We start from the raw sequence: 25787 nt of genomic DNA, 5'->3' as shown, positions 1-25787 counted from the left end.
CGAGTGTACTCAGTTTTCCAGTTTTGCGGCTGCTTTGTTGATAGCCTGCAGATAGGCTTTGGCACTGGATTCGATGATATCCGTACTGACGCTGCGGCCGGTAAATAATTCGCCGTTAATACGAACTTCTACCCGCACCTCACCTTGTGCATCCTTGCCGCTGGAAACACTGCCAACGTGGTATTGATCGAGAACTGCCGTGATGCCCGAAATGCGTTCCAAGGCCCGGAAGACGGCATCAACAGGGCCGTCACCGGTGGCAGCGTCACAGTGAATTTTTCCAGTTTCGTCTGCCAGTTCAATGGTGGCGGTTGCGATCGTTCCAGTCCCGGCGGAGGTATGGAAGCGGGCGATTTTCCATTTTTCCGGTGTATCGGAAGCCTGGTTTTCGATCAAGGCGACTATGTCGGAATCGTAGATTTCCTTTTTCTTGTCAGCCAGCACGATGAACTCATTGAAGATCCGTTCAAATGTTTCTTCGTCCAACGTATGTCCCAGCGACTGGATACGATCGCGGAATGCGTGGCGGCCACTGTGTTTTCCGAGCACCAGATTCGTGCCGACGTATCCAACATCGTCGGGGGACATGATTTCATAAGTCGTGCGTTCCTGCAACATGCCGTGCTGATGAATCCCGGCTTCGTGTGCAAAAGCGTTTTTCCCCACGATGGCTTTGTTGCGTTGTACCGACATGCCGGTCACTGTCGAAACAAGATGGCTGATTGGATACAGACGTTTTGTATTAATGTTGGTGTGCACGCCATAATAGTCTGCACGGGTTTTTAATGCCATCACGACTTCTTCCAGTGCGCAGTTACCAGCCCTTTCGCCTAAGCCATTGATGGTGCATTCCACCTGTCGGGCGCCCGCTTCCACAGCGGCGAGGCTGTTAGCGACAGCGAGTCCCAGATCGTTGTGACAGTGGGTGCTGATAATGGCCTGATCAATGTTTGAGACATTCTTTTTTAACGTGGTGATGACATCATGGAAATGGGCGGGAGTCGCATAGCCAACGGTATCGGGAATATTGACCGTGGTGGCTCCGGCTTCGATGGCTCGTTCTACGACTTCGCAGAGAAAATCTTTCTCGGTACGGGCAGCATCTTCTGGAGAAAATTCAATATCCGGGCAGTAGTCCCGGGCGCGTTTGACCATTTCGACAGCCGTTTCCACGATCTGTTCTTTATTCATTTTCAGTTTGTGTTCACGGTGGATGGAACTCGTGGCGAGGAAGACATGAATCCGTGAGTGCTGTGCTTCTTTTAACGCTTCCCAGGCCCGGTCAATGTCATCTTTTCGGCAGCGGGCGAGAGCACAGATGGTCGTCTGATCGCCAAATTCATTGGCAATTTTCTGAACAGCTTCAAAATCGCCGGGAGAGGCAATCGGGAAGCCTGCCTCAATGATATCGACCCCCAGTTTGACAAGTTCCCGGGCGACTTTCATCTTTTCCGAGGTAGTCATACTGCAGCCAGGCGACTGTTCACCGTCTCTCAAGGTGGTGTCGAATATCTTTACTGTGTCATTGGACATTGGTTTTCTCCATGAGTCAATTTCCGCTCCCGATCAGGGGGCTAATGAGAGACCAGAATAGTACCAGCAGGCAAAATAAAAAACCCTGAGGCCGATCTGGTCTCAGGGTTTCGCTGTTTTTGATTAACAATCGTACAAAGAACCTAAGACCTGGCTTGTAGAAGCAGGTTTCGTAGCAGGCTCAGGTTTAGTAGATTGTGAATTTGCATTATTTTTTGAATCTTCATCTGGCTTGAATTGGACGGTCCGGACCGCCTGATTTCACTGACAATTTACCTGCTCAGTTGGCCATGGTCAACCCGTTGTCGATTGAATTTGCCAAAATCAAAGACAGGTCTGGCGATGGAGGGTTCGGTGAAAAATGTCCGGATCTGGATATCTTGCATTATTTTGCAGCGAGTCCCGCTTTCTCCTGTAATGCTTCTTTGCCCATTCGGTGGCAAAAATCACCAAAGGTTTCCCCGGGCTGGCGTTCTTCTTTAAAGGACTCCAGGAGTGGCGAAATTCTGCTGGTGATTTCAGCTAAGGGGACCATGTCGTCATATATGAAAGCCAACCGGTTTCCGAGCGAATTTCCGCCCAGATAGAGCGTGTATTTACCCACAGCCCTTCCGACAAGTCCGATATCGGGAACATAAGGGCGGGCACAACCGTTGGGACAACCTGTTGTGTTGACAGAGATTTTTTCGTTTTCCAGTCCCAGGCGAGCCAGCTCCTCCTCAAATTCGGTAATTAAAGCAGGCATTACTCGTTCCGATTCCGTGATGGATAAGCCGCACATCGGAAGTGCAGGACAGGACATGGAAAATCGACGGATCAAAGTAAGTTCATCCGCTTTTTTCATGCCATGATCGGTCAGGACCTGATCGATTTCATCACGCAGTACCGGGTCTATATCGCAGAAAATAACACTTTGTTTCGCAGTGATTCGAGAATTAAATTTGTATGTTTCCAAGATCTTACGCAGCCCGGATTTGATTCTAAGGTCACCTTCATCCTTGATGCGACCATTTTCGATATTCACACCAAGAAACAGCTTGCCGTCTCCCTGTTCATGCCAGCCCATATGATCTTCGATACCTGTGACTTCAACGTCACGAGGCGCAGTGATCGTGGAACCATAGTGTTCCGCGACTTTTTCACGAAAGGTTTCGATACCGAGGTTGTCGACCAGATACTTCATACGGGCCAGCTTACGATCTTCGCGATTACCGAGGTCGCGTTGTACTTTAACAACGGCTTCTGCAACCGCCAGTACCTGATCGTTTTCGACGAAGCCCAGTGGCTTACCCAATGCGGGGTAGGTTTTTTTATTACTGGGAGTCACTCCCATCCCGCCACCGACATAAAAGTTGTATCCAATGATGGCGTCGTTTTCGACAATGCCCAGCAGGCCAATATCCTGCGTGTAGATATCCACACAATTGTCTTCGGGCAGGGCGATACCGATTTTAAACTTACGGGGAAGGTATGTTTTCCCGTAGATGGGTTCCACAACTGGCTGGAAGCCGGCTTCATTGGTTTTATTGCCTGCTTCGTCTGTAATCCACAGGTCAAAGTAAGCGGTCGTTTTGGGACGAAGATGCTCTGCCAGAGCATATGCCATCTCCTGCATGGAGTCGAAAATGGCGTTATTTTTGTAGGGGGCAGGGCAGGCCATTACGTTACGGTTCACATCGCCACAGGCTGCCAGTGTAGTCAGTTTGGTATCGTTGATCCCTTTAATGGCTGCTTTCAGATTTCCTTTGATCACGCCATGTAATTGAAAGCCCTGGCGGGTGGTCAGCCTGACCGTCCCATCCCCATATTTGTCACACAGGTCAAGTTCTGCCAGAAATTGATCTGCGGTCACTTTACCGCCCGGCACGCGAGTACGGATCATACAGCTGTATGATTTTCCTTTGGGGGTTCCATCCGGATTTTTGGCTTTTCTGAGGTCACGGTCGTCTTGTTGATAAGTGCCATGATGTTTTAAGAGTTGTGTTGAATCGCCGGAGAATTCATCGCTGTCGTTCTGTAGTTCTTCAGCGATGGTACCACGCAGCTGATGACTGCCTTCTTTGATAAACTCCATTTTGGAAAGCTTGGGGCCTTCTTGGGATGTCATAAGATCAATCCTGATTGATTTTTTCAAAACGACATTCAGAGCCGCACTTCACGGGAAGCTTTTCTGAATGACTGGGTAGGTTTTATTGGAATCCAATTGGAAAATTCGAGAATTAACAGGTAGTATCTAGGAAATCAAAACACAAGATCACATAGATTGATGCAGGTATTCCTGGAAAATAAGACTCAGGGGATGTGTTCGCCTGTTCATTTTCTGCAGGATGGGTCGTAGCTTTCTGAAGTATAAACGACTTCCATAATCTTGAATAGTGACTTTTCCGTGTCCTTCTCAGCAGAGAATTTGCTGACCAGATATTTACCATAAATGAGAAACATCAAGCAGCAATCAATTCTCTTGTGTGCCACGGGTCTGGGGATCGGCTGGATTCCTCGCGCTCCAGGAACTTTTGGCAGTCTGCTGGGGCCGCCTCTGGTTGCCGGTCTGCTCTGCTTTCATCCTTCTTGGCCTGTCTATTTGCTGATTTCCGTGATCCTCTTTCTGCTGGGGGTCTATTTGTGTGATCAGGGGGCTAAAATTCTGGGACTTGATGATCCAGGGTGTATTGTCTTCGATGAAATTGGTGCTTTCACAGTGGTGCTGTTACCCGCATTCCACTTAGACCTCAATCTACAGTTCTTCTGGATCTCTTTGATCGGGTTTCTCTGGTTCCGTCTATTTGACATCTGGAAGCCGTGGCCGGTTCGAATTTTTGATCGGATCCATGGAGGCTGGGGGATCATGACCGATGACTATGTTGCCGCGATTTATGCCGCGATTTGTCTTTACGTGACATTAATTCTTTTGGGGTGGTTTTAGATTTCCTTTTGATGCGTTATCTTGTGAGTCAATCAGGAATGTCCCTTATTTTGAAGGAATTGTCAGAGTGTCCGCAGAGATTATCGATGGAAAAGCACTTGCCGCAACATTTCGCGGACAAATTGCTGATGAAGTCAATCAATTCAAAACACAAACAAATGTCGTACCTCATTTAACGGCCGTTCTGGTTGGGGATGATCCCGCCAGTGCCGTTTATGTCCGTAATAAACAGCGGTCATGCGAAAAAGCAGGTATTCAGAGTACTCTGCAGCGATTGCCAGCTGAAACATCCGAGGCCGAATTGATCTCGATTGTAGAATCACTGAATACAGATTCTGGAGTGCATGGCATTCTTGTTCAGCTTCCTTTACCAAAACAAATCAATGAGACTGCAATTCTGGATGTGGTCAATCCGTTGAAAGATGTGGATGCTTTTCATCCTGAGAATGTGGGATTGATCGTACAGGGACGCCCCCGTTATCTACCCTGTACTCCCTATGGAATACAGCAGATGATTCTCTCGACGAAAATGGAAACGGCTGGAAAACATGCTGTGATTTTGGGTCGGAGTGAAATTGTGGGGAAGCCCATGGCCATGCTGTTAATTCAACGAGGCCAGGGCGCAGATGCGACCGTAACTATCTGTCACAGCCGAACACAGAATCTGAACGAGATCGTGAAAACCGCAGATATCATCATTGCAGCGATTGGAAAGCCTGAGTTTGTAACTGCAGACATGGTGAAGCCCGGGGCTGTTGTAATTGATGTCGGCATCAATCGAGTCAATGACAGGCTGGTGGGGGATGTTGATTTTGAGGGGGTCAAAAAGGTCGCGTCTGCGATTACTCCCGTTCCCGGTGGTGTAGGCCCGATGACAATAGCCATGCTTTTAAAGAATACGCTGACTGCTGCCGGTATCCAGTCTGGCTGTCAGTAATCATACCTGTTGTTTTGTTTATGATAGGCAATAAGTTTTCTATTATGTGCAATGAAAAAAGCTCTCCCCGAATAGGGAGAGCTTTTTTGTTTTACTTCAGCTACTTGTCGTAACTGCTAGAGCGCATCACATTTAACCATAGCGTCTCACAATCTATTATACTCGGTCCAAATGGCCCTGGAGACGCGACAGTAAAACTGGACACAGTCTAGACTTTATTAAGGAGTCTTAGGGTCAGCTGGTTTTGCGTCGGTCTTAGGCGCATCAGTCTTTGGTTCTTCAGCGGCTGGTTTAGCGGGATCTTCAGCTGGTGTGGCTGGATCTTCTGCAGGTGCAGCAGCGTCATCAGCTGGCATTGCTGGATCTTCGGCTGGTGTTTCAGCAGGTGCTGGCTCGGTTGTTGGGGCAGGTTTATCACCACATCCAACAGCGAATAATGTCAGGCCCAGCAACGTAAAGAGTGTCGAAAGCAATTTCATCTCTGTTCTCCAATTCTCGATTAGTAATCTGATCTGTAAGACTGAGAATCTCACAAATCGGGTTTAATTCAGCAACATATTGAAGGAAACCCTGTAATCAGGCCGGTTTTCACTATTCAAACAAGCCCCCCTGTTAAAAATAAGAGACTGGCTGTTGCAGGTTTATTCCCCGAAATTATGAAAATTCCAAAAAGTTTTCAGATTGCAGGGACAAAATGTCATTCATTGACTTTCAGATTGGTCAGACCTATCGTGAATGTTGGAACGAACAAGAATTGTTCATGAGAACTCGGTAAGTGACTCATGGCTTTAGAGAGGAGACCGTGAGTGGTCTCGGTTGAGGCTCAATCGATTTAAAAAGTCTGGATTTTGGAAACTGCTGGTCTCTTTTTCACCTGCCTCCAAATCTCTCACGATTAACAGACTCAGTTGCGGGCAATGTCAGTTCGATCCCTATGATCCACGAGATAAATTTGTGATTGATCGGGCCTCAATCTTTTTCGGTGTTTTTACAGCCCTCTGAATATGTCGCCTTCCACCATTTACCTGGAAGGCTCTGCTGTTAGCCATTGTCGGGACATGAGTCCTTTATAATGGCGAAATCAAATGATGTATTGTCGAGGATTGTTTCAGGCATTACTGAGTTAGAATCTCATTTGACAATTCTTTATCAGAAGTAGAATTGTTTTTTCAATTTAACCAAAACGAGATCGACCAGGAGCGGACAAGTTGTTATGTCCCTGCGATCCCGTGTATGAGATCGATCAGAAGGTCGCTGTTTTTTTGATCGAACAGGTGTTAGCGATGAATAAATATATAAAGCGGACGGGTGTAATATTTGCTTTTCTGGCAGTCCTGGCTTTTACGCAGGCTGATAGTTTTGCTCAACGGGGCGGTCATGGAGGTGGTGGACACAGGGGCGGCGGACACGGGGGTGGAATGTCTCGTGGAAGCAGCGGACACCATGGTGGAATGTCGCGGGGGAGTTCCTCTCGGGGCAGCAGTTCAAGAGGGAATTCACATTTTGGCAGTTCTTCACGCTCAGTTCCTTCACGTAGTCATTCTTTTTCTCAACGTGGTTCTTCTGCACCGCGACAGAGTACACCTTCGCGATCTTTGAATTCACCCTCGAATCGTACTTCCAGATCGGCAATGAAACCCGGTCAATCATTTGATTTCTCAAGAGGAAGTCGGTCGGGTACATCACGGCGTTCTGGTTCCATCACGCCCCGCCAGGGAAATAGGAGTGGTAACCCCGGACTTAGCGCTGGAGGTAGAAGTCGAGGCAGTTCTGGATTTTCCCATCTCAATAGTGGTTCTCATAATCGAGTCAACAGTGGTTCAAATCAACGGGGAAACAATCCGGGATTACGACCTGGAAGCAGTCGGTTTAATTCCGGTAACCAAAACCGTATTGGAAGCCATCACACCAATAGAAGTTCCGGTTTCAGTTCCAGTCGAAATCATCAGGGATTCGGGGACCGTCACTCCGGGAGTCCTGGTCTGAGACCGGGGGGAAGTCGGCATGGAAATGGCAATCATCATGTAACTCACAGTCCGGGATTACGACCCGGCGGGATCAATCGAAATGGTGGGAACCACGCGCGGCATGGTAACAACAGATACAATTACCGACCTGGTTACTGGTCAGGATACCGATCTCGCTATGCGTTAGGTTATGGGTTTGGCTCGGGCTACGGATATGGCAATTATCCTTATTACCACTATCGCCGATACGGCTATCGTCCCTGGGTCTGGAGCACGTTTGGGGGACTGTCGACCTGGATTGGCTATAACAGCTTGAATCCAGTGATATATGATTACTCACTCAATGATGGTTACATTTACAGTGATGGCGTGCAGATGGCACCGGTCACCGCATATGAGTCTCAGGCTGATCAAATCGCAGATAGTGTGCCTCCGCCAGACGATGCAACCGATTGGATGCCGGTAGGGATCTTTGCCATTGTTCCCCAGGGGACGACTGAGGTGAATGTGACCGTGCAGCTTGCTGTTGGCAAAAATGGTGCGGTCGCTGGTACCTATTTCAATAAGGATGGGAATATAACTTTACCTCTGCAAGGAGCCATCGATAAATCAAAACAGCGTGTTGCCTGGAAAGTGGGTGAAGAAGATTCGGTCACGATGGAAACCGGACTGGATAGTCTGACCAAAGATAAGTCGACAGTAATTATCTATTTCACGGGAGGGGCGTCTGAAGTCTGGGACATGCTGAGAATTGATGAGCAGACTGCGAAGCTCGCTCAACAGGAACTTCAGGTTGACGATTTAAAGTATGAGCTATTGGGTTCATTTCAGGAACTGGAACAGGTCTTGGACGATGCCTGGAAAGACTATCTCGCACTTCCGGAAAACTTCTCTGCAACGGAGCCGAATCCCTCAGTAGCAGAACTGGAAACGATTGTGAAAAATTACCAGCAGATCCAGTTGGATTCCAAGTATCAGGTAATTACCAGTCGTCAGGAATTTCAAACGACGTATCAGTTACTCACCGATTATGTGAAAAGCCTGAAAGAGCAACAGAAAAATGAAGTGCAGAATAATGTGCAGAAAAAACTGCCGGCACCTCCACAGGGGGCTCCGACAGTGATAGCACCTTCTGTACTGGAAGCTCCTAAACCGCTTGAGCCGGCTCAGCCCGTCCAGTAATTCTGTATCTGGTAGATCAAACCTTAAGAAAGACGTCCTGGTAACAGGACGTTTTTCTTAATTGAAAGTCCGGGTACTCTTTCACGGTAATAGCGTGCAGAGGGACCGGGATAGATCAGTCTGTAGTCGGTTGAAGTTGTTTCGCAACCTGTTCCGCTTTGCGCAGCACGCGCATCAGATTCTGACCCATGATCTGTTTGATCTGCTGTTCCGTGTATCCCCGATCCAGGAGGGCCTGTGTAACGAGGGGATAAGTGGAGACATCTTCGAGTTGAGCGGGCAGGGTAGAAACGCCATCGAAGTCAGAGCCGATACCAATGTGATCCACTCCGGCAATTTTTACGATGTGATCGATATGATCAACAACATCATGGATTGTCCCTGGTTTCATTTTATGGCTGCTTTTCCAGCGATTGTATTCCCGATTGTAATCGGTTTCATTTGGATATTTCTGTTTCAGTTCCCGCCTGACATTAAACATTTCGGTCATCTGTTTGGCAGATTCTGGAACGACGAAACCCGAAAAGTAATTGACCATCACCACGCCGCCATTCTCTTTCAGTTTAACAAGGATTTCATCGGGAACATTGCGCGGATGATCGGCGATGGCGCGCGCTGAGGAGTGCGACGCGATAATGGGGGCTTTACTCACCCGTAGAACATCATCCATCGTCGCTGGAGAGACATGTGAAATATCTACCAGCATTCCCAGCTGATTCATAGTCCTGACGACTTCCTCTCCGAAAGGAGACAGCCCGTCACTGATCGCGGTGTCTGTGGCAGAATCTGCCCAGTCGAGCGAGTCGGAATGGGTCAATGTCATGTAGCGAACACCCAGACCATAGAAAACACGCAGTAGTGACAAAGAATTTTCAATGGAATGTCCGCCTTCCACACCAATCATGGACGCAATTTTGCCCGATTGGTGAATCCGTTCGATGTCGTCGGCCGTAGCTGCCATCTCGAACGTTTCGGGGTAACGCTTGATCATTCGGTGGATCAAATCGATTTGTTCCAGAGTATAGTGCGCTGATCTCCGTTCTTTTCGTGTTTCCGAGGGGACATAGGCAGACCAGAATTGCGCACCCACGTTTCCTTGTTTGAGACGTGGAATATCGGTATGAAACTGAGGTTGAGGTTCAGCGATGTCAGCCTGCTTGAATGAAGACGCTGCTTTTTCCCGCAGGGCCCAGGGGAGATCGTTATGCCCGTCAATTACCAGGCATTGCTGATGTAACTTTCGAGCCCGGTCTGTCAGGATGACCGGTTTGCGAACTTGCTGTTCGGCAACCAGAAAAGTCTGACCAAAGCATAGGAAGGTCAGCGCCGACAGTAATCCCCGGTTAATCTGCTTAAACAGTCTAAGGTTGATTCCCATTAAATAGATTCCAGTATGTGAAGACGAAACACAGTAGATTTCCAGGATCGCATCTCAGCTAGAGACAGACTCAATCATAGAATACATGATTCACAGTCTGACGATCAGAGCTTCTCCTGTGAAAATCAGAATTGATATTGATGTTAAAACCGATTCCGGTTAGCTTGAACCGGTGCAAGATTCACTTGTGACTGACTATTGAGCGCTCTATGCAGGGGGTTACCACTGCATAGATGGTTTGTCTGAGGATTATAATGATGAGTGATAGTTTGGAAACAGTGTATTCGACAACGAATGCAATGGAAGCGGAATTTATTAAAATGACATTGGAAGGCGAAGGGATCCGCTGTCTGCTAGAAAATGAACTACAGGCCGGACTCACAGGAATCTTTGAAATCAAAGTTGACGTCATGAGTTCAAACGTCGATCGTGCCCGGCAAATCATTGATGAAATTCGTGAGTCATCTGAGTCGGATGAGGATTCATCTGAAGAAGAGTGATCCCATTCCTGTTTTCAAATGGCTCAAAGCCCCGGGTTTTATGTTTTTTAAGTCGTCAGGAATCCTGATTGACGGACGACGCGGTTGCTTACTTCAGCCTGGTCACTGCAAACAAGCGAGGGGCCTTCGTCGATTCGGACTGGGAATGAATCAGTTGCGTTTTGAACTGCGTGTTGTCCAACTGATCCAGTAAAGCGGCAACAGCACTGGTCTCTGCAGCGCCTCCTGAATGACCCGGATAAGCCAGAATAGTGATGATTCCACCTGGCCTGATCAATGCGAGGGCAGCTTCAATGGCAGAAAGTGTCGAGGTCTCCTGCGTAATTTTGGAATGGTCTCCTCCAGGCAGATAGCCCAGGTTAAACATGACCGTGCGGATTCGGTCTCGATGTTCGGGGGGAATCAATCCTGCGAGTAGTCGATGATCATCACAGATCAGTTCGAAGTTGTAATATTCACAATTCTGGAGCATCGCTGCGGTCTGGTCCAGAGCCTGCTGTTGAATATCGATGGCAAAAACTTTACCGGACTGGCCAGCCAACCGGCAGAGAAAACGTGTATCATGTCCGTTACCAGCGGTGGCGTCGACCGCAGTCTCGCCTGGCTGGAACACTTGGGCGATCAGAGCATGGGCTTGATCTGTGAGGCGCATCATAGGGAAGCTTTACATTAAAGTTTGTGAGCGAGATCTATTGATTTATCAGGAGTCGTCTTGCCTTCCAGAATATCTGCAAAATGATTTGCCATCCAGGGCGTCTGCAGACTTCCTTTTGAGGCAAAACCGTTAAAAAATCCAATTTGAGGCTGCTGAGGATGCAGACCCATAATGGGTAAGCGGCCCCGGATGACAGGCCGGACGGCAGCGCGATGTTTTATGACTTCTACCGGGAGTTTCAGAAATTCTGCCAGGCGCGAGCAGATTTCTTCTCGTCCGGCGGGAGTCGGTTCACAATCAAGGTGTTCGCGATCATAGGTCGAACCGGCACGGTAAAGATCCTCTTTCCAGTGGGCTAACCAGATCCCTCGATGGACCACGCGTTGTTCATTCAACCCTGGTATTTTAAGAGTGAGTATTTCCCCTTTGGCTCCTTCAAAGGGCACCGTTTGAAACCAGGGATTCTGTTGGCTGTGAATGCCTTCACAAAAAATGATTTTGTCAGCAGAAACGTTCCAACGCGGTAGAATCACAAGGTTGGGTTCAAATTCAAGATCGTTAGCCGGGTCGAGGTTTGCTTCCAGAAAACAATCCTGTTTTATGAAGTGCGCGCGGGAGTGACGAAGATACGTCGGCACATCCAGTTGTCCGCCGCCGGTCATCTCAAAGCCGCCTTGACTCATCTCAAACGTACTCTTGTCGGCGAGTGGCTGCGGTACCGAAACCAGTTTTGGGAAGTGTGTTTGCGAACGTTGTCGATATTGTTCCTGCTCCTGTTCTGAAGAAAACAGCCGCAGCATCGGCTTCAATTCAAAAAAGCGTGCGTCTGTTTCTTGTTCTATGCGACGATAGAATTCAGTCGCGAACGGCAGAAATTCGTCAAGCCGCCAGGAAACAACGAGTCGCAGTCCGGTAATCGGCGTGATCAGCCCCGCTGCGATCTTTGAAGATGTGATCGGTTCACAACGATCGATCACCAGCACGCGATAACCACGCCGTTGTAACGTCCAGCCCAACGCCGTGCCTGCCAGACCTTGTCCCACAAGGATCAAATCAAATTCTGTTTGCTGGGGCATGTGGCACGTTAAAATGATTCAAGATATGGGATAGAGCATGACTAAGGTCGAGAGAAAAATCGAGTTTCATTCATCCTCGCCGGGTAAGACAGTAACAATGATGATGGGTAACGCAACCCCGCCAAGAAAGAAAACGAGAAACTTGATACCTCGGGAGGAAGATTTATCTGATACATTGAAAGTCTCGTAAAGAGCAGTCCCAAGCATCAACAGGGACACGAGTATTGTGATGCAAAGCACCCAGGTTCGAAATAGCCGTTTACTTGTTTTCATGAATGCATCTCTGTTGAAATGTTCCAGAATCAACCTGCTCGACAATCATCAGTTTGAAGCTCACTCGCCTGGATAGGTGGTTTAGTCAGTCGTTTCCATACCAGAAAACCAAACAAGGTGAAAATCGTCAGGATTCCCAAGATGATGACGGCATTAACTTTGAGCGAGTTCCAGCGACGGGCACCGATTAGACGGCTCATAAAGCGATCCGTCACTTTGACGGGAGTATCATCCGAGTTTGTATTATTCTCAGTATCGAGATCCAGGATGATGGTATTGGCGGGTAATTTTAGTGACTCGGGTTTTGTGACAGAATCATTCACCGCGATCGATTTGATTTGAAGTGTTCTAATGCTGCCGATACCAAATGGCGTTTGGCGCCAATCTCGTTTTTTCCGAACTGTTTCAGCGGTCGAATGCAGAGCTAAGTTTTTGTGAGTGATCCTGAGCGGATACCAGCCGGCAGAATCGTATTTCTGGTAATCTTCATAGTAAATTATAGTCAGTGGGACGGCTGCATAGCGAACGTCGGTTGTCGAATGGTTCTGAAAGAATGCGATTTGCCCTGCCAGATTCGCCGCCATTTCAGGTGTCAAATCATCAACCCTGCGATTATCGATGCAGCACATGGTCGCACACCAACGAGGCATCGCACCTTGAGCGACATCCAGTGCGACGAACTGAAATTGCATGTCGTCGATCGGCTTGATCAATAACTGGAGTGGACCGCCAGTCTTGGGGGACCAGTTTCCGAATGTCTTGATTTTTTCTGGCTCGTCCCAGAATGTATTCCAATGCGTTGTCGATTCCGATTTGAGTAATCCTGATTCGAAGAACAGGGGGAGTGGTGAATGCCGGGTGTCCCAGATGGTTTTCGAATTCGCAACCGGAGATGTGCGATTCACAAAAGGATAAGGTTCCAGGCAAAGCCATTCTCCCTCTATTTTTCGTTGGACGTGCTGAAAATTGCCGCCGGTGAATGAGGTCAAGTCGCGAGAGATTGCCGATTTTTCGCGAGGATCTTTCATATTTTCATGGAGATAGAGGTGCAGATCCCACAGTTCGGGCGTCATACGGTAGAAAATATGCTCATATTGGAGGATGGCTCTTAACTCCAGCTTTCTCAGCATCTCTCGGTGCGCAATAAATTCCAGCTTTGCTTTCTCAAAACTGGCGTTGGGAGAGGCATTGGCTTTGATCTGACGAATCACTTCACCCGGTAGGTCATCTCTCTTCAGCTGTATTCTTAGGTTTTCGATCTCTGCATCAATACTGATGGCGAGTTCTTCGGAATGGCTCCAGTGATAGAAACAATCGAGTTCCATTGCAACAAAGGACTCTCGATTCTGCTGATAGATTGTGAACAGTTCATCGACGGAGAGATCAGCTTCACCGGGTGCAAAAACAGCAAGTATTGACAGTAAATAATAAACAGCCATGACTTCCCCTCAATGATTCCGCAGCCGATCTGTTTCGATGCTCACTCCCCAATGCAGTACAGGAACTCCTGACGTTTGCCGGACGCGCGACTGGCGGCGCGATGGAAAATTTGATCACCGCAGATCGCCGGAGTTGCGAAGCCTTCGTCGCCAAGTTGGTTTTCTGCCAGCAGTTCAAATTTTTCAGGGTTGGCCCGGAAGACGAATGTTTTGCCTTGCTCATTCGTGAGGTAGATCTGATCGTTGGCCAGAACCGGTGAAGAAGAGACTTTCCCACCCAGGCGGCTTTTCCACTGTTCCTTCCCTGTTTGTGCGTTCCAGCAGTAGGCAATGCCGTTGTCGTCGACTGCGTAAAGATAACCCTTGTAGGCCAGCATCGATTGTTCATAACATTTCACTCGATTAGTCCAAACAATTTTGCCTGAACCGTCGGCTTTGACGGCCATCGTCCCTTTCAACGGGAAACCGCCACTGGTGAAGACCAGATCCTTGTCCCAGACCATTGTGCCACAACTGACGATCCACATCGCAGGGGCCGACCAGAGATCGCGTCCGGTCCGGGGATCAAAACTGGCGACTTTGGCATTGCCGCTGAGCAGCATCTGATCGCGACCCGCGATCTGCGCCACAATCGGGGTTGAAAAATTCATTTTCTCCGGCCGTTTGATCCGCCAGACTTCGCGGCCCGTTTGTTGATCAAAGGCGGCGATAAAACCATTCTTCTCGTATTCTGATGTGACGATCACGGTCCCTTGATACAACAGGGGAGAAGGGGCATAGCCAAACTGATATGCCAGGGGCAGATAGCCGCCGGCTTTAATCTGCCATTTTTGTTTGCCCTCCAGGTCGAGGGCCGTCAGTTGAATCTGGTCGAACTGCGGAAAGACTGCGAACACAGTTTCTCCATTCGAGGCCAATGTTGGTGAAGCATGTGTATTCTTCTGGTGAATTTTTGGGGCAAAATCTCCTAGACTGATATCGGTTTTCCAAAGCTGTTGCCCCGAGGCACGCTCAAAGCAGAGTACCGATTGAACTTGTTTTGCTTCGTCTGCAGTGGAAATCAGGACACGGTCATTCACCACAATCGGCGAGCTATGTCCCCGACCGGGCAGGGCCACCTTCCAGCGGATGTGTTGTGATTCGCTCCATTTAACGGGAGGGTTTTCCCCCTCGGCTGCGATATTGTTCGCATTTGGACCCCGCCAGGCACGCCAGTCATTATCTGCGGCCGCTAAGTCAGTGGTCAAACAGAGGATCAGAATACAGAATAACCAGTGCGTGGGGGGCGGAAAAGACATCGTATGCCCTTTGATTCCAGGAAATATCGTCGAGCTGCGGGAGGATTAATAATTGTATCTGTTTATTGTGGTCGAGCTGACGACGAGGTGCAAGGCGATTCAATCGTCTTCTTTGACTCCTGAAAAAAGAGAGTCTGGCACAAAATATACAATCGTTGCAGGAGCAATCGTTCTTAGCATCCAAGTGACATTTTTATTTAGTACGTGACAGATTGACTTTGACTTTGTTAGAATAAATCTGTTCAAAAACGCGTTGAGTATGCGCCAGCATTTCCAATCACAGTCCTGTGGTATCAACGCTAATTAAGCAAGGCAATCAAATCAAAGCTGAAGAAACGTTGTGACGTACCTGGTATTTCTAATGGAATATCAGAACGGGCTGTACGCGCCCGTTATGTCTACAGAAAGTGGAAGTGAGGGCCAGGATGATTTTTGTCAGAGAGCTTACGCGGGTTTTCGAATCTGGAAACCAGGATATTCTTGCCGTTGATCAGGTTTCGTTCCATGTGAGACCAGGTGAAGTCTATGGTTTACTGGGTCCGAATGGGGCTGGTAAAACGACGACACTCCGAATGATCCTGGGGCTGTTGAAACCAACCAGGGGCGATGCGGAAGTGGAAGGGTTTCTGGTTTCCACTCACCCCGATGAAATCAAACGCCGTGTAGGTCTGGTCTCTACCAGTGCCGGCTTGTATCAATGGTTGACTCCGCGCGAGATTCTGACTTTTTTTGCGGACGTGTATGGTGTACCGGCGATGCAGGCCGCAGATCAGGTGGAAAAACTCTCCCGTCTGTTTGGGCTTTCTTCATTTATGGATCGCCGCTCAGCGACGTTGAGTACCGGACAAAAACAGCGAGTGAATCTGGCACGTTCTCTGATTCATGATCCTCCAGTAATGCTGATGGACGAGCCGACACGAGGGCTTGATGTCGTCGGGAGTAAGGTGATTTTCGATTATATTGACCTGCTCCGTGATGAGGGAAAAGCTGTGATAGTCAGCACACATCGACTGGATGAGGCCGAACAGCTCTGCGACAGATTTGGTCTGTTGCACAATGGAAAAATCGATTACGAAGGCACTCTGGCAGAACTGCAGCAGTGCACTTCCTGTCAGACCCTGACACAAATATTTCTGCAATTACTCGATGCGCCCGTTGAGAATGCAAAAAACATACCCGCCGCGCAAAGGGAACTTATTTGATGGCGTCTCCCTACGATCAGGATTCTGACGACCGCATTTACACACCTACCAGATCTTTCCGGTTCTCAGGACTGTTGCGAAAAGAACTTCGCGAAATCCTTCGGGATCGACGGACTGTCATTACATTAATTCTGATGCCATTGCTGGTCTATCCTTTACTGGGTTTAATGCTGCAGAAATTTTTTCTGAGTCAGGCATCGCAGCTAAACGAAATTGAATATCGAATTGTTCTACCCAATGAATCGGAAGGGCAGTTATTTCGCGCACTGTTTGAGCAGGGGGATAAAATCTATGAAGAGAGAAACCAGTCGCTCACTAGACTGAAAGCTGTGGAAGACCCCAATCCTGATAATGCACTGGCAGCATTTCAGGAAGTCAAACCGGTTATGAAATTCATGATTGCCGAATCAACCGGCGAGAATCACAATATTCTAAAATTGGTTCGCGAAGGTGTTGTAGATGTCGGCGTTCGATATTTTCCGATCGAAAACACGCATGTGAAACTCGGACAGAAAGAGCACAGTGGTCGATTTCAGATAATTTATGGAGCACAATCCAATCATAGTCGTCGCGCTGCAGAATATGTGGAAGAGCGTTTACAGGCCGTTCGCTGGAACTACCGGGACCAGTTGCTGACGAACCTGGGGGAGAGTCAGACCGTTCCTTTTATCACGTCAGTCTCCTCGGTGAAATCAGAAATGGTGCAGGCGTACTCGCTGGTCACCATTGTTCCCTTAATATTAATTTTGATGACAATGACGGGAGCAGTCTATCCCGCCATCGATTTGACTGCGGGGGAACGTGAGCGGGGTACATTGGAAACTCTTATTTCAGCGCCACTGCCCCGGATGTGGATCTTGTGCGCCAAGTTTATTTCGGTGCTGGTTGTTGCTGTCATGACAGCGCTGGTCAATATGACAGCCATGCTGGCAACTGCCTATGCCAACGGCCTGGAAACAGTGCTCTTCGGTGAAGGCATGACCCTGTTTGTGCTGATGGAAATATTATTGTTACTGGTAATCTTTGCTGCTTTCTTTTCCGCAGTGCTGTTGTGTATCACGAGTTTTGCCCGCAGTTTTAAGGAAGCGCAAGCCTATCTGATTCCGTTAATGTTGATTTCAATGGCGCCCGGAATACTGGGGATGGTACCGGATCTGAAAATGACTCCCCTGTGGGCAGTAATCCCACTAGCGAACATCGTGTTGTTAAGCCGCGACTTTCTATTGCATGAAGCTGAACCACTCTTGTTCTTTATATCTGTGTTTTCTACTTTATTCTATGGCATCCTCGCGCTCAGTCTTGCTGCACGGATTTTCGGAACAGATACCATTCTGTATCAGAGTGAAACTTCGTGGTCTGATTTTTTTAAGCGATCCCGCAAGACTCACCAGTCTCCCGCTTTGAACAATTCCATGCTTTGTCTGGCGGTGATGTTCCCCGTATTTATTCTGTCCGCCGCTTTTGTTGGACGGCTCAGGGAGCTGACAATTTCTCAGCGACTGCTGGTTTCAGGAGCATTGACTTTTTGTCTGTTTCTATTGATCCCTCTGCTGTTTGCGTGGCTGGGCGGTGTAAATTTTAAGACTGGTTTTCGCTGGTTTAAACCACGTGTGATCTCCTGCCTGGGCGCCGTACTGCTGGGATGTACTTTATGGCCCTTCGCCTATGAAATAGAAATCTTCGCATTAACCGATGCGAGAATTGAGACACTTTCCCGCCTGTTTGAATCAATGAAAATCGAACTCGCTGCCGTTCCTTTATGGGTCAAGTTGATGTCGCTGGCTGTTATGCCGGCTGTCTGCGAAGAACTTTTCTTTCGCGGGTACCTGTTAAGTTCACTTCTCCATCGCTTCTCCAATTGGTGGGCGATACTGACTTCTTCACTCCTGTTTGCGTTATTCCATGTTATCGTTCGCGATTCTCTGTTTATTGAACGCTTTTTCCCCAGCTTTTTTATGGGGTTATGCCTGGCGTATGTGAATGTACGGTCTCGCAGTGTCATCCCTGGTATCCTGTTGCATATGATTCACAATGGTCTGTTAATCACTATTGCCAGTTTTCAGAATTACTTTGCTGACTGGGAAATCAATATCGAGAATCAAAAGCACCTGCCTGTCAGCTGGTTGGTTGGTTCTTTTCTGGCTGTGGTCATCGGATTCGCTTTGGTGCGTCTCAGCTCAGGAAAGCCATTACCGCCTGCTGCAGACACTCCCGCTGCAGAGATGGCTGCTGGCTGAATTGATACCGCTTGTCAGTTCAAAATTCTGAATGGTCAGTTTTATTCCAGTCTGAAACTGTTTAGGATTGAAAAGTATATTTCATTCCTGAATCTATTGAATTCCTTTGAAGAAATATGGATTCATCCCCAACCTGGAGAGATAAATGGTTTCGAAATCGGTCCTGTTCTTTCTGTTGAGCTTTACTCCTGGTATCGTGTTTGCCGCACCGCAGTCTCAACCAAATATTGTTGTGATTCTGGCAGATGATTTCGGTGTGGGTGATATTCAAGCTCATTACCCTGACAATAAGATTCCAACCCCTTATCTGGATCAACTGGTCAAAGAGGGAATGAGTTTTACAGACGCGCATAGCGGGTCGGCCGTCTGTTCTCCTACACGCTATGGGTTATTGACCGGTCGGTACAGCTGGCGAACCCGATTGCAGGAATGGGTAATCGCAGCTTATGAACCTCCTCTTATTTCTGAGAATCGACTCACTCTGCCTGGTTTGCTGAAATCAAGAGGATACCAGACAGCATGTATCGGGAAGTGGCATCTGGGATGGAACTGGCCAGGACCACAGACAAGTCAGATGCGGGAGCAGAAAAACGGACAGTGGAAATATAAATGGGATTTTACGAAACCGATTAAAGGAGGTCCCAATAGTCGGGGATTTGATTATTTTTTTGGAGTCGATCTTCCCAACCTGCCTCCGTTTACCTTCATTGAAAATGATCATGTGCTGGAACAACCGACAGCCAAATTTAAATTGGATGCCAGTGAAGGCATCGTTTTACCGCGGGGATTCATTGGGGCTCCGACTGCGCCTGACTGGCGTATGCAGAATATTCTGCCCGAAATTACAAATCGCGCTGTAAACTATATTGAGCAACAGTCTCAAAAAAAAACTTCCTTCTTTCTCTATTTCTCTATGACTTCGCCGCATGAACCCGTGGTTCCTTCAATAAAATTCCAAGGCAAAAGTGGAATCGCTCCGATTGCTGACTTCGTTATGGAAACGGATTGGTCCGCAGGACAGGTCATTCAGGCGATTGATCGGGCAGGTATTAAAGACAATACGATTGTAATCTTCACAGCAGACAACGGACACTCTCACTACACTGGTTGGAATGATCTGGTAGAAGCCGGTCATCAACCGAGCGGTCCCTATCGCGGCCATAAGGGAGATATCTGGGAAGGGGGGCATCGTGTGCCTCTGGTAGTACGCTGGCCAGACCATATTCAGGCGGGCAGCAGCAGTCAGCAGATGGTCTGTCTGACAGATATACTGGCGACCTGCGCCGAAATTGCGAGAACGGATCTTCCGCAGAGTGGAGCTGAAGACAGTCTCAGTTTTCTCCCTGTTCTACTGGGAGAAGCAAATCCGGAATCGCGCCAAACTCTGGTCAGCCATTCTAATCATGGAGAATTTGCTTATCGTGATGGTTCCTGGAAACTGGTCTTTAAATTGAGCGGTCGAAATCTGGAACAGTCGCGGGGTAAGCCGACGATAGTCGAACTTTACAATCTGGAAACCGATATTGGTGAAGAACAGGATCTGGCAGAGAAGCATCCTGAAACAGTGAGTCGGATGACCACTGAATTTACCCAATTAATAGAGCAGGGCAGCAGTCGGTCAGGACAGAAAGCCGCAAATGATACACGGGTTCGGTTCGATATCACTCAGAAACAACGCTGGGCACCAGCATTGAAAGACTGATGATATTGCGAGGTTAAGACGACGTTTCTTCTTGCGAGTCCTCGCTTGAAATTCGATTGCCCCGGGTAATAGAATTGCTTCCAAAGCGACTGGCTATCTGATCCTTGACCTGATCCAGACGAGAGAATTTCTGTTGATCTTCTTCATCGAATAATGATTTCTGGTGCTGCGAACCACTTTGAAATCCTGTCACACCGACACCAATTAACCTGATGGAGAGAGGCCGCTCCGGTAATTTCTGATCCAGCATTTGCAAGGCTGACTGTTCAATTTCTCTGGTGAGGTCTGTCGGTTGAGATACTGTGATTGATCTCGTAAATGTTGAGAAGTCATCATAACGAATTTTCAACTGGATGGTTTTACCACGCAGATTATTTTTGCGCAATCGACGTGCCACATCTTCTACCAGGCCTGTCAGAATGGTTCTCAGTATCTCCGGATCAGTGACGTCACTGGTGAATGTCGTTTCACGCGAAATTGATTTGGCCTGCCTTTCGGGAACCACAGCCCGATCATCTACTCCCTGGGAAAGATTCTTCAAGTGAAGGCCCTGTTCGCCGAACAGTTCCGTCAAGATTTTGGGTTCTAATACTCTCAATTGCGCAATGGTCTGAATCCCCAGTCGGTTAAAACGCTGGGTAGCCACTTTTCCAATCCCCCAGACGCGGGAAACAGGCAGTGGGTCGAGAAACTCCTGGATTTTATCTGGTTCGACAACGACCAGTCCATCAGGTTTATCAGCATCGCTGGCGATTTTGGCTAGAAATTTATTGGGGGCGACACCGACCGAGGCAATTAACTGTAAACTCTGTCTGACTTCCAGTCTGATTGCAGAAGCAATTTCTCTCCCATTCCCGAAGAGGAGTTGACTGCCACTCACATCCAGAAACGCTTCATCTAAAGAAAGTGGCTCCACCAGTGGAGTGTATTTACGAAAGATCTTCTGTAATGCTTGAGATACCTCGGCATAGTCGCTCATGCGAACCGGAAAAAAATGCGCCTGGGGGCAAAGTTGCCTGGCCGTTTTCATTGGCATGGCACTATGCACTCCGAATTTTCGGGCCGGATAATTGGCAGCCGAAACGACGCCCCGGTGTTCAGCTCGACCCCCGACGATGATGGGCTGCCCCTGCAGTTCCGAGTGGTCCCGTTCCTCAATCGACGCGTAAAACGCGTCCATGTCTACGTGTAGGATTGTTCGCATGCTGGAAATTACTGCTGTTCTATTTCTTAATGTCGCTTATAAACAGATCGCATCCAGTTCAATCCTGCTTTACGCCGTTTCAACTGGATTCACCGTCACCTTCATATCCAAGTGTACTTGATTTGCCGACTTTCATTTTAGCAAGAATTTCCTGCGAGACGTACAGAAAAGAATAAAGTCAAATCAGATATAAACACAGCTTGATCTTTGCAAAGCTGTTTCCCTGTGCCTTATAATTGCAGATTATCAGTCCTGTTCCTGCCTGAACACGATTCACAGATGTGAATTGTTGTTTCAATTCTTAGTCAATAAGGAGTCTTCAGTGAGTAATCACAAACAGAATCGTCGCGACTTTTTGAAAACTTCCGGCGCTGCCGTCGCGGGCAGCAGCCTTCCATTCTGGTTTCAAATTGATCCCGCCAGTGCATACAAATTTAATGCAGCCAATGATCGTCCCGTGGTAGGTTGTATCGGAACAGGCAGTCGCTGGAATGCAGTGGGTCCGAATGCAATGAAGTATGGTGATGTCATTGCGGTTTGCGATGTGGATGCCGCCCATGCCAATAAGGCCCACGATAAAGTGAGAGATATTCAGGGCAAAAAAGGAAATAATAAAGAAGTTGCTGTATTCGAAGATTATCGGAAGGTTCTCGATAACCCCGATATCGATATTGTCACGATTGTGACGACCGACCACTGGCATACAAAGATCGCGATTGAGGCAATGAAAGCTGGTAAAGATGTTTACTGCGAAAAACCTTTGACGCTGACCATTGATGAAGGGAAGCAGATCATTAAAGCGCTGAAGGAAACGGGACGCGTCTTTCAAGTGGGAACACAGCAGCGCAGTGAAATGGGACAACGGTTCCTGAATGCTCTGGGGGTCATCAAAGAAGGTCGTCTGGGTGATATCACCGAAGTGGAGTGTGTGATCGGTGGTGTGGATCCCAGCGGTTCGATTCCTGTTGCTGACGTACCCAAGACTTTGAATTGGGAAAAATGGCTTGGTCAGGCCCCGCTGACCGATTATCGCTGGAAGGCGGGAGAAGGGGAAAAAGGCAGACCCAAGACGCGTGGTCATTATGAATTCCGCTGGTGGTATGAATACTCAGGGGGTAAAATGACGGACTGGGGTGCCCATCACGTAGATATCGCGCAGTGGGGAATCGGCATGGATCATTCTGGACCCACTCAGGTAGTACCTATTTCAGTTGAGCATCCGATTCCATTGAAAAATGGCATGCCGACCAAAGATGATGCTTACAATGTTGCTTCTAAGTTTGAAGTTCAATGTAATTTCCCGAACGATGTCAAAATGACGATTAAGAGTGACGGTCGTAACGGCATATTGTTTACGGGAACGAAAGGGCGCATGTTTGTCAGCCGGGGTGACCTGACTGGAAAACCTGTTGAAGACCTTAAGGACAATCCGCTTGCGAGTGATACCATCAAGAAACTCTATAAAGGCCGTCAACCCGGCGATCATATGCGCAATTTCTTTGAATGCGTCGAGGCACGGGAACAACCGATTTCCGATGTGATGACACACCATCGTGCCATTACAACCTGCCACCTGGCTAACATTGCCATCCGTCTGAATCGATCTCTGGAATGGGATCCTAAGACAGAGCAGATCATTGGTGATGACGAAGCCAATCAGTGGCAAAGCAGAGAGCAACGGAAAGGCTACGAAACCAACGCGTAGGCGATCGTTGTGATATAGCAGACAAAGCGCTCGGCCTGGAGGGGGATTCGTTCCCCTTCAGGCTATTTTTATTTATTACAGGAACGCATCACATTTAACCATATCGTCTCTCACTCTATTATACTCGGTTCCAATGACTCTGAAGACGCTACAGTATAGCTGGGCACAGTCTAATAAGCTGAATTGAGTATGGAGAGTGAAATTGCAAATCAGGGATACCTGTTACAGAGCATCAGGACGGCTACTGCATCCACAGGTGGATCCGAGATTGCAAATCTTCAGGCAACCGTTTTTTAACCGCATTCATCACCTGGTTATCGTGATAGCGCGTGCTGAAGTGTGCCAGTATGATCAATTCATTTCGGAATCGTTCTGCGCGCTCGACAATATCATCCAGATGCATGTGTCCAAACTTGTGAATTTTTTCCCGACGGTGTTCAGGACGGTAAAATGTCATTTCCGTGATCAGAACTCTGGATTCATACGCGGTTTCAAAATGATCCAATCCAGCTGGAGCGGTATCTCCTGTGTAACAGACCAGTGGTACGCGAAGCTCTTCACTGACTTCAACACCAGAGATGCGTGCATCACGAATATCTGTTTCCGGTTTCCCCTGGAATTCGGGTTTCAGCTTTTTCCGGCAGTCCCAGACCTGGAAACCAAGCGAAGGCACCGTATGTTTGGTCTGAAATGCGGTGACGGCGTGTTCCCTCGAAAGTTGTACTTCTTCTCCGTCCTTTAAGCCAACTAACTCACATTCCATACGACCCCGGTCCAGTTTTTGCCAGCTTTTCAACATTTTCCAGACGGGGTCGACTACTTCCTCAGGCAGATAGATCGTGGGCGGGCTCATTTTCATCATACGCCGACGTGCTACAAAAGCAGGAAGTGCTGCCATGTGATCAAGGTGCGCATGACTAATGAAAAATACGGCAGTTCCCATAAAAGACCAGGGGCTGCCACCGAGGTCAAAACCAAGTTTGAGTTCAGGGATTCTCCAGTAGCTTTGAACGGCGGCCCGTGAGTAGCCCTCAATGGTGAGGCCTTTATATTTTACCGATTGCAGTGGCAGATTTTCGAGCATAATCGTACTGGTGAATTCGAAGCTTAAAGTTGATCTGAATACTGGACCGAACTTGATTTGATGATCCGGTTGTTATTCAGCGAAATGATAAGTCTGTTATTTATGATCTAAGAGGCAGTGAATGAATGTCAGAGTACCCCAATTCTTAATGTATACCAATAAATACACCGCCGGATTCCGTAAAGCGTTCGAGATTCGGCGGTGAGTACTCGGTTGTATTGATCTGACAGGCAGTGATGACACTTATTTTACAGGAATGGATCGGCCTGTTTGAATGCTTTTGGCCTCAGCATAGCAGATTTTCAGTGCGTCTCTGGCAAGTGCACCTGATAATGCCTCAGGCTCGACACCACTTTCAATCGCGTCGACGGCTGCCTGTAATTCCAGTGTGAATGCCGCGCACCATGCGTCCCCGCCTTTGAGTTTTGGGTGTTTGAGTTGCCCGTTTTTGGTTATCAGTGTGAGAGGTTGACTGACGACCCACTCCTTGTTCTTACCGGTACCCATCGTACCGGCACCAAAGAGAACGGTTGCGTCTTCGAAGTAGAGTTCATATCCGTGTGCAAACTCCAGGCCTCGTGTGGCAATTCCCCCACTGACACAGCTGACCGCCAGATTCGGGTCATCGTAATCATAAACAGTATGGACGTGATTAATAAAACCTTTGTTCTCAATTCCCCGTGATGTGACTTTTGTCGGTACACCACACATGAGACTGATCAGGTGGTTATCGTGTATATGTAGATCTATCCCCCAGCCGCCGAGTTTCTGGAAGTCTTCAATGTTTTCAGACCATTTTGGGGGAGCCATCACGCGGCGGAAGTGGGCCGCCAGCAATTTTCCATATTTATTACTTCGGACGCATTCGACGGCAAACTGAAATTCGGGGAAAAAGGGCAGGACCTGAGCGACCATGAACTGGACTCCCGCTTTTTCAGCGGCTTTCACCATTTTGTTCGCAGCTTTCAGGTCGATGGCAATTGGTTTTTCCACAAGTGTGTGTTTACCAGCCCGGATTGAATCCAGTGCTACCTGTTCATGCATTTGAGTAGGCAGGCAGATATCAACAAGGTCAATATCGGGGTCTGCGAGCAGTTCATGGTAATCGCTATATTGCTTCACTTTGGATAAGTCGACCTGGGAACCTCGGGGGCCAAAGTTACCTTCAATGCTGCTCCAGTCTCCTGCCAGTTTTTTGGAATCCCGGGTTGAAATCGCGGTGATCTTCGCTCCTTTGAGTTTTCTAGCTCCCTCAAAATGAGCCATTCCCATAAAACCGATGCCGATAATTCCAATACGAACCATAATGTTCCCCTGGTCATGTGGTCGAAAATCTGAGTTAGTTAATGCTGTTGCTAAAGACTGACGACCGTTGTGGAAATCGTCAAGCTTTTCACGAAGGGTTTTTCAGCTTCTTGTTCTATCTACCAGGGTGACTGATGTATTTGGTAGTAGAAGATGGATATGTCATCAGTGATTTCCCAGGCTTGCC

Annotated in this window: 19 protein-coding genes; 8 read left to right on the top strand and 11 right to left on the bottom strand. The window is 48.1% G+C overall.

Annotated features, from left to right (window positions below):
- Positions 1-9: 9 nt before the first annotated feature.
- Together Pan161_RS19780 and Pan161_RS19775 are read right to left on the bottom strand one after the other, a co-directional pair.
- Entirely contained in the window at positions 10-1533 is a 1524-nt protein-coding gene (locus Pan161_RS19780; RefSeq protein ID WP_145230100.1) for a 2-isopropylmalate synthase, read from the bottom strand.
- A gap of 385 nt (positions 1534-1918) precedes the next feature.
- Positions 1919-3640, bottom strand: coding sequence for an NADPH-dependent assimilatory sulfite reductase hemoprotein subunit (locus Pan161_RS19775; protein WP_145230098.1), 1722 nt, complete (start codon positions 3638-3640; stop codon positions 1919-1921).
- A gap of 324 nt (positions 3641-3964) precedes the next feature.
- Between Pan161_RS19775 and Pan161_RS19770 the strand changes: the two genes are divergently transcribed.
- Both Pan161_RS19770 and folD read left to right on the top strand, forming a co-directional pair.
- Positions 3965-4456, top strand: a complete 492-nt coding sequence (locus tag Pan161_RS19770) for a phosphatidylglycerophosphatase A family protein (RefSeq protein ID WP_145230096.1) — start codon at positions 3965-3967, stop codon at positions 4454-4456.
- Between the two features lie 67 nt (positions 4457-4523).
- Positions 4524-5393: a bifunctional methylenetetrahydrofolate dehydrogenase/methenyltetrahydrofolate cyclohydrolase FolD gene (gene folD, locus Pan161_RS19765; protein ID WP_145230093.1), complete on the top strand. Its 870-nt coding sequence runs from the start codon at positions 4524-4526 to the stop codon at positions 5391-5393.
- A 218-nt stretch (positions 5394-5611) separates the two neighbouring features.
- Here folD and Pan161_RS19760 read toward each other — a convergent pair whose 3' ends face one another.
- A complete protein-coding gene (locus Pan161_RS19760; protein WP_145230091.1) occupies positions 5612-5872 on the bottom strand; it encodes a hypothetical protein in 261 nt (86 codons plus the stop codon).
- A gap of 1152 nt (positions 5873-7024) precedes the next feature.
- Between Pan161_RS19760 and Pan161_RS19755 the strand changes: the two genes are divergently transcribed.
- Positions 7025-8542 carry a hypothetical protein gene (locus Pan161_RS19755; protein WP_145230089.1) on the top strand — a complete coding sequence of 506 codons (1518 nt, stop codon included), beginning with the start codon at positions 7025-7027 and terminating at the stop codon, positions 8540-8542.
- A 115-nt stretch (positions 8543-8657) separates the two neighbouring features.
- Here Pan161_RS19755 and Pan161_RS19750 read toward each other — a convergent pair whose 3' ends face one another.
- Positions 8658-9920 (bottom strand): dipeptidase, encoded by a 1263-nt coding sequence (locus tag Pan161_RS19750; RefSeq protein WP_232103326.1) that lies wholly within the window; start codon positions 9918-9920, stop codon positions 8658-8660.
- Between the two features lie 254 nt (positions 9921-10174).
- Between Pan161_RS19750 and Pan161_RS19745 the strand changes: the two genes are divergently transcribed.
- Complete coding sequence (locus Pan161_RS19745) at positions 10175-10420, top strand: putative signal transducing protein (protein ID WP_197995423.1); 246 nt, start codon at positions 10175-10177, stop codon at positions 10418-10420.
- A gap of 88 nt (positions 10421-10508) precedes the next feature.
- On the opposite strand, the gene Pan161_RS19740 is transcribed toward Pan161_RS19745, so the two are convergent.
- The 4 genes from Pan161_RS19740 to Pan161_RS19725 form a co-directional block, all read right to left on the bottom strand.
- On the bottom strand, positions 10509-11075 hold the full coding sequence (locus tag Pan161_RS19740) for a class I SAM-dependent methyltransferase (protein WP_145230086.1): 567 nt from the start codon (positions 11073-11075) through the stop codon (positions 10509-10511).
- Positions 11076-11089: 14 nt separating this feature from the next.
- A complete protein-coding gene (locus Pan161_RS19735; RefSeq protein WP_145230084.1) occupies positions 11090-12151 on the bottom strand; it encodes an NAD(P)/FAD-dependent oxidoreductase in 1062 nt (353 codons plus the stop codon).
- Between the two features lie 302 nt (positions 12152-12453).
- Positions 12454-13863 carry a hypothetical protein gene (locus tag Pan161_RS19730; protein ID WP_145230082.1) on the bottom strand — a complete coding sequence of 470 codons (1410 nt, stop codon included), beginning with the start codon at positions 13861-13863 and terminating at the stop codon, positions 12454-12456.
- 41 nt (positions 13864-13904) lie between these two features.
- Complete coding sequence (locus tag Pan161_RS19725) at positions 13905-15161, bottom strand: outer membrane protein assembly factor BamB family protein (RefSeq protein WP_232103324.1); 1257 nt, start codon at positions 15159-15161, stop codon at positions 13905-13907.
- Between the two features lie 425 nt (positions 15162-15586).
- Here Pan161_RS19725 and Pan161_RS19720 point away from each other — a divergent pair, with 425 nt between their 5' ends.
- From Pan161_RS19720 to Pan161_RS19710, 3 genes are all read left to right on the top strand, one after another.
- Positions 15587-16363, top strand: a complete 777-nt coding sequence (locus tag Pan161_RS19720) for an ABC transporter ATP-binding protein (protein WP_145230080.1) — start codon at positions 15587-15589, stop codon at positions 16361-16363.
- Entirely contained in the window at positions 16363-18600 is a 2238-nt protein-coding gene (locus tag Pan161_RS19715) for an ABC transporter permease subunit/CPBP intramembrane protease (RefSeq protein ID WP_145230078.1), read from the top strand. The genes Pan161_RS19720 and Pan161_RS19715 overlap by 1 nt, the downstream gene beginning before the upstream one ends.
- A gap of 145 nt (positions 18601-18745) precedes the next feature.
- Complete coding sequence (locus Pan161_RS19710) at positions 18746-20302, top strand: sulfatase family protein (RefSeq protein ID WP_145230077.1); 1557 nt, start codon at positions 18746-18748, stop codon at positions 20300-20302.
- Between the two features lie 13 nt (positions 20303-20315).
- Here the strand turns inward: Pan161_RS19710 and dinB are convergent, their stop codons facing one another.
- Entirely contained in the window at positions 20316-21506 is a 1191-nt protein-coding gene (gene dinB, locus Pan161_RS19705) for a DNA polymerase IV (protein WP_145230075.1), read from the bottom strand.
- 322 nt (positions 21507-21828) lie between these two features.
- On the opposite strand from dinB, the gene Pan161_RS19700 reads away from it, so the two are divergent.
- Positions 21829-23211 carry a Gfo/Idh/MocA family oxidoreductase gene (locus Pan161_RS19700; protein WP_145230072.1) on the top strand — a complete coding sequence of 461 codons (1383 nt, stop codon included), beginning with the start codon at positions 21829-21831 and terminating at the stop codon, positions 23209-23211.
- A 241-nt stretch (positions 23212-23452) separates the two neighbouring features.
- Here the strand turns inward: Pan161_RS19700 and Pan161_RS19695 are convergent, their stop codons facing one another.
- Both Pan161_RS19695 and Pan161_RS19690 read right to left on the bottom strand, forming a co-directional pair.
- Positions 23453-24295: an MBL fold metallo-hydrolase gene (locus Pan161_RS19695; RefSeq protein WP_145230070.1), complete on the bottom strand. Its 843-nt coding sequence runs from the start codon at positions 24293-24295 to the stop codon at positions 23453-23455.
- Between the two features lie 243 nt (positions 24296-24538).
- Positions 24539-25600: a Gfo/Idh/MocA family protein gene (locus tag Pan161_RS19690; protein ID WP_145230068.1), complete on the bottom strand. Its 1062-nt coding sequence runs from the start codon at positions 25598-25600 to the stop codon at positions 24539-24541.
- Between the last annotated feature and the right edge of the window lie 187 nt (positions 25601-25787).

Origin of the sequence: Gimesia algae (assembly GCF_007746795.1) — a bacterium.
Taxonomy (GTDB): domain Bacteria; phylum Planctomycetota; class Planctomycetia; order Planctomycetales; family Planctomycetaceae; genus Gimesia; species Gimesia algae.
This window is presented reverse-complemented; position numbering and strand designations above follow the sequence as displayed.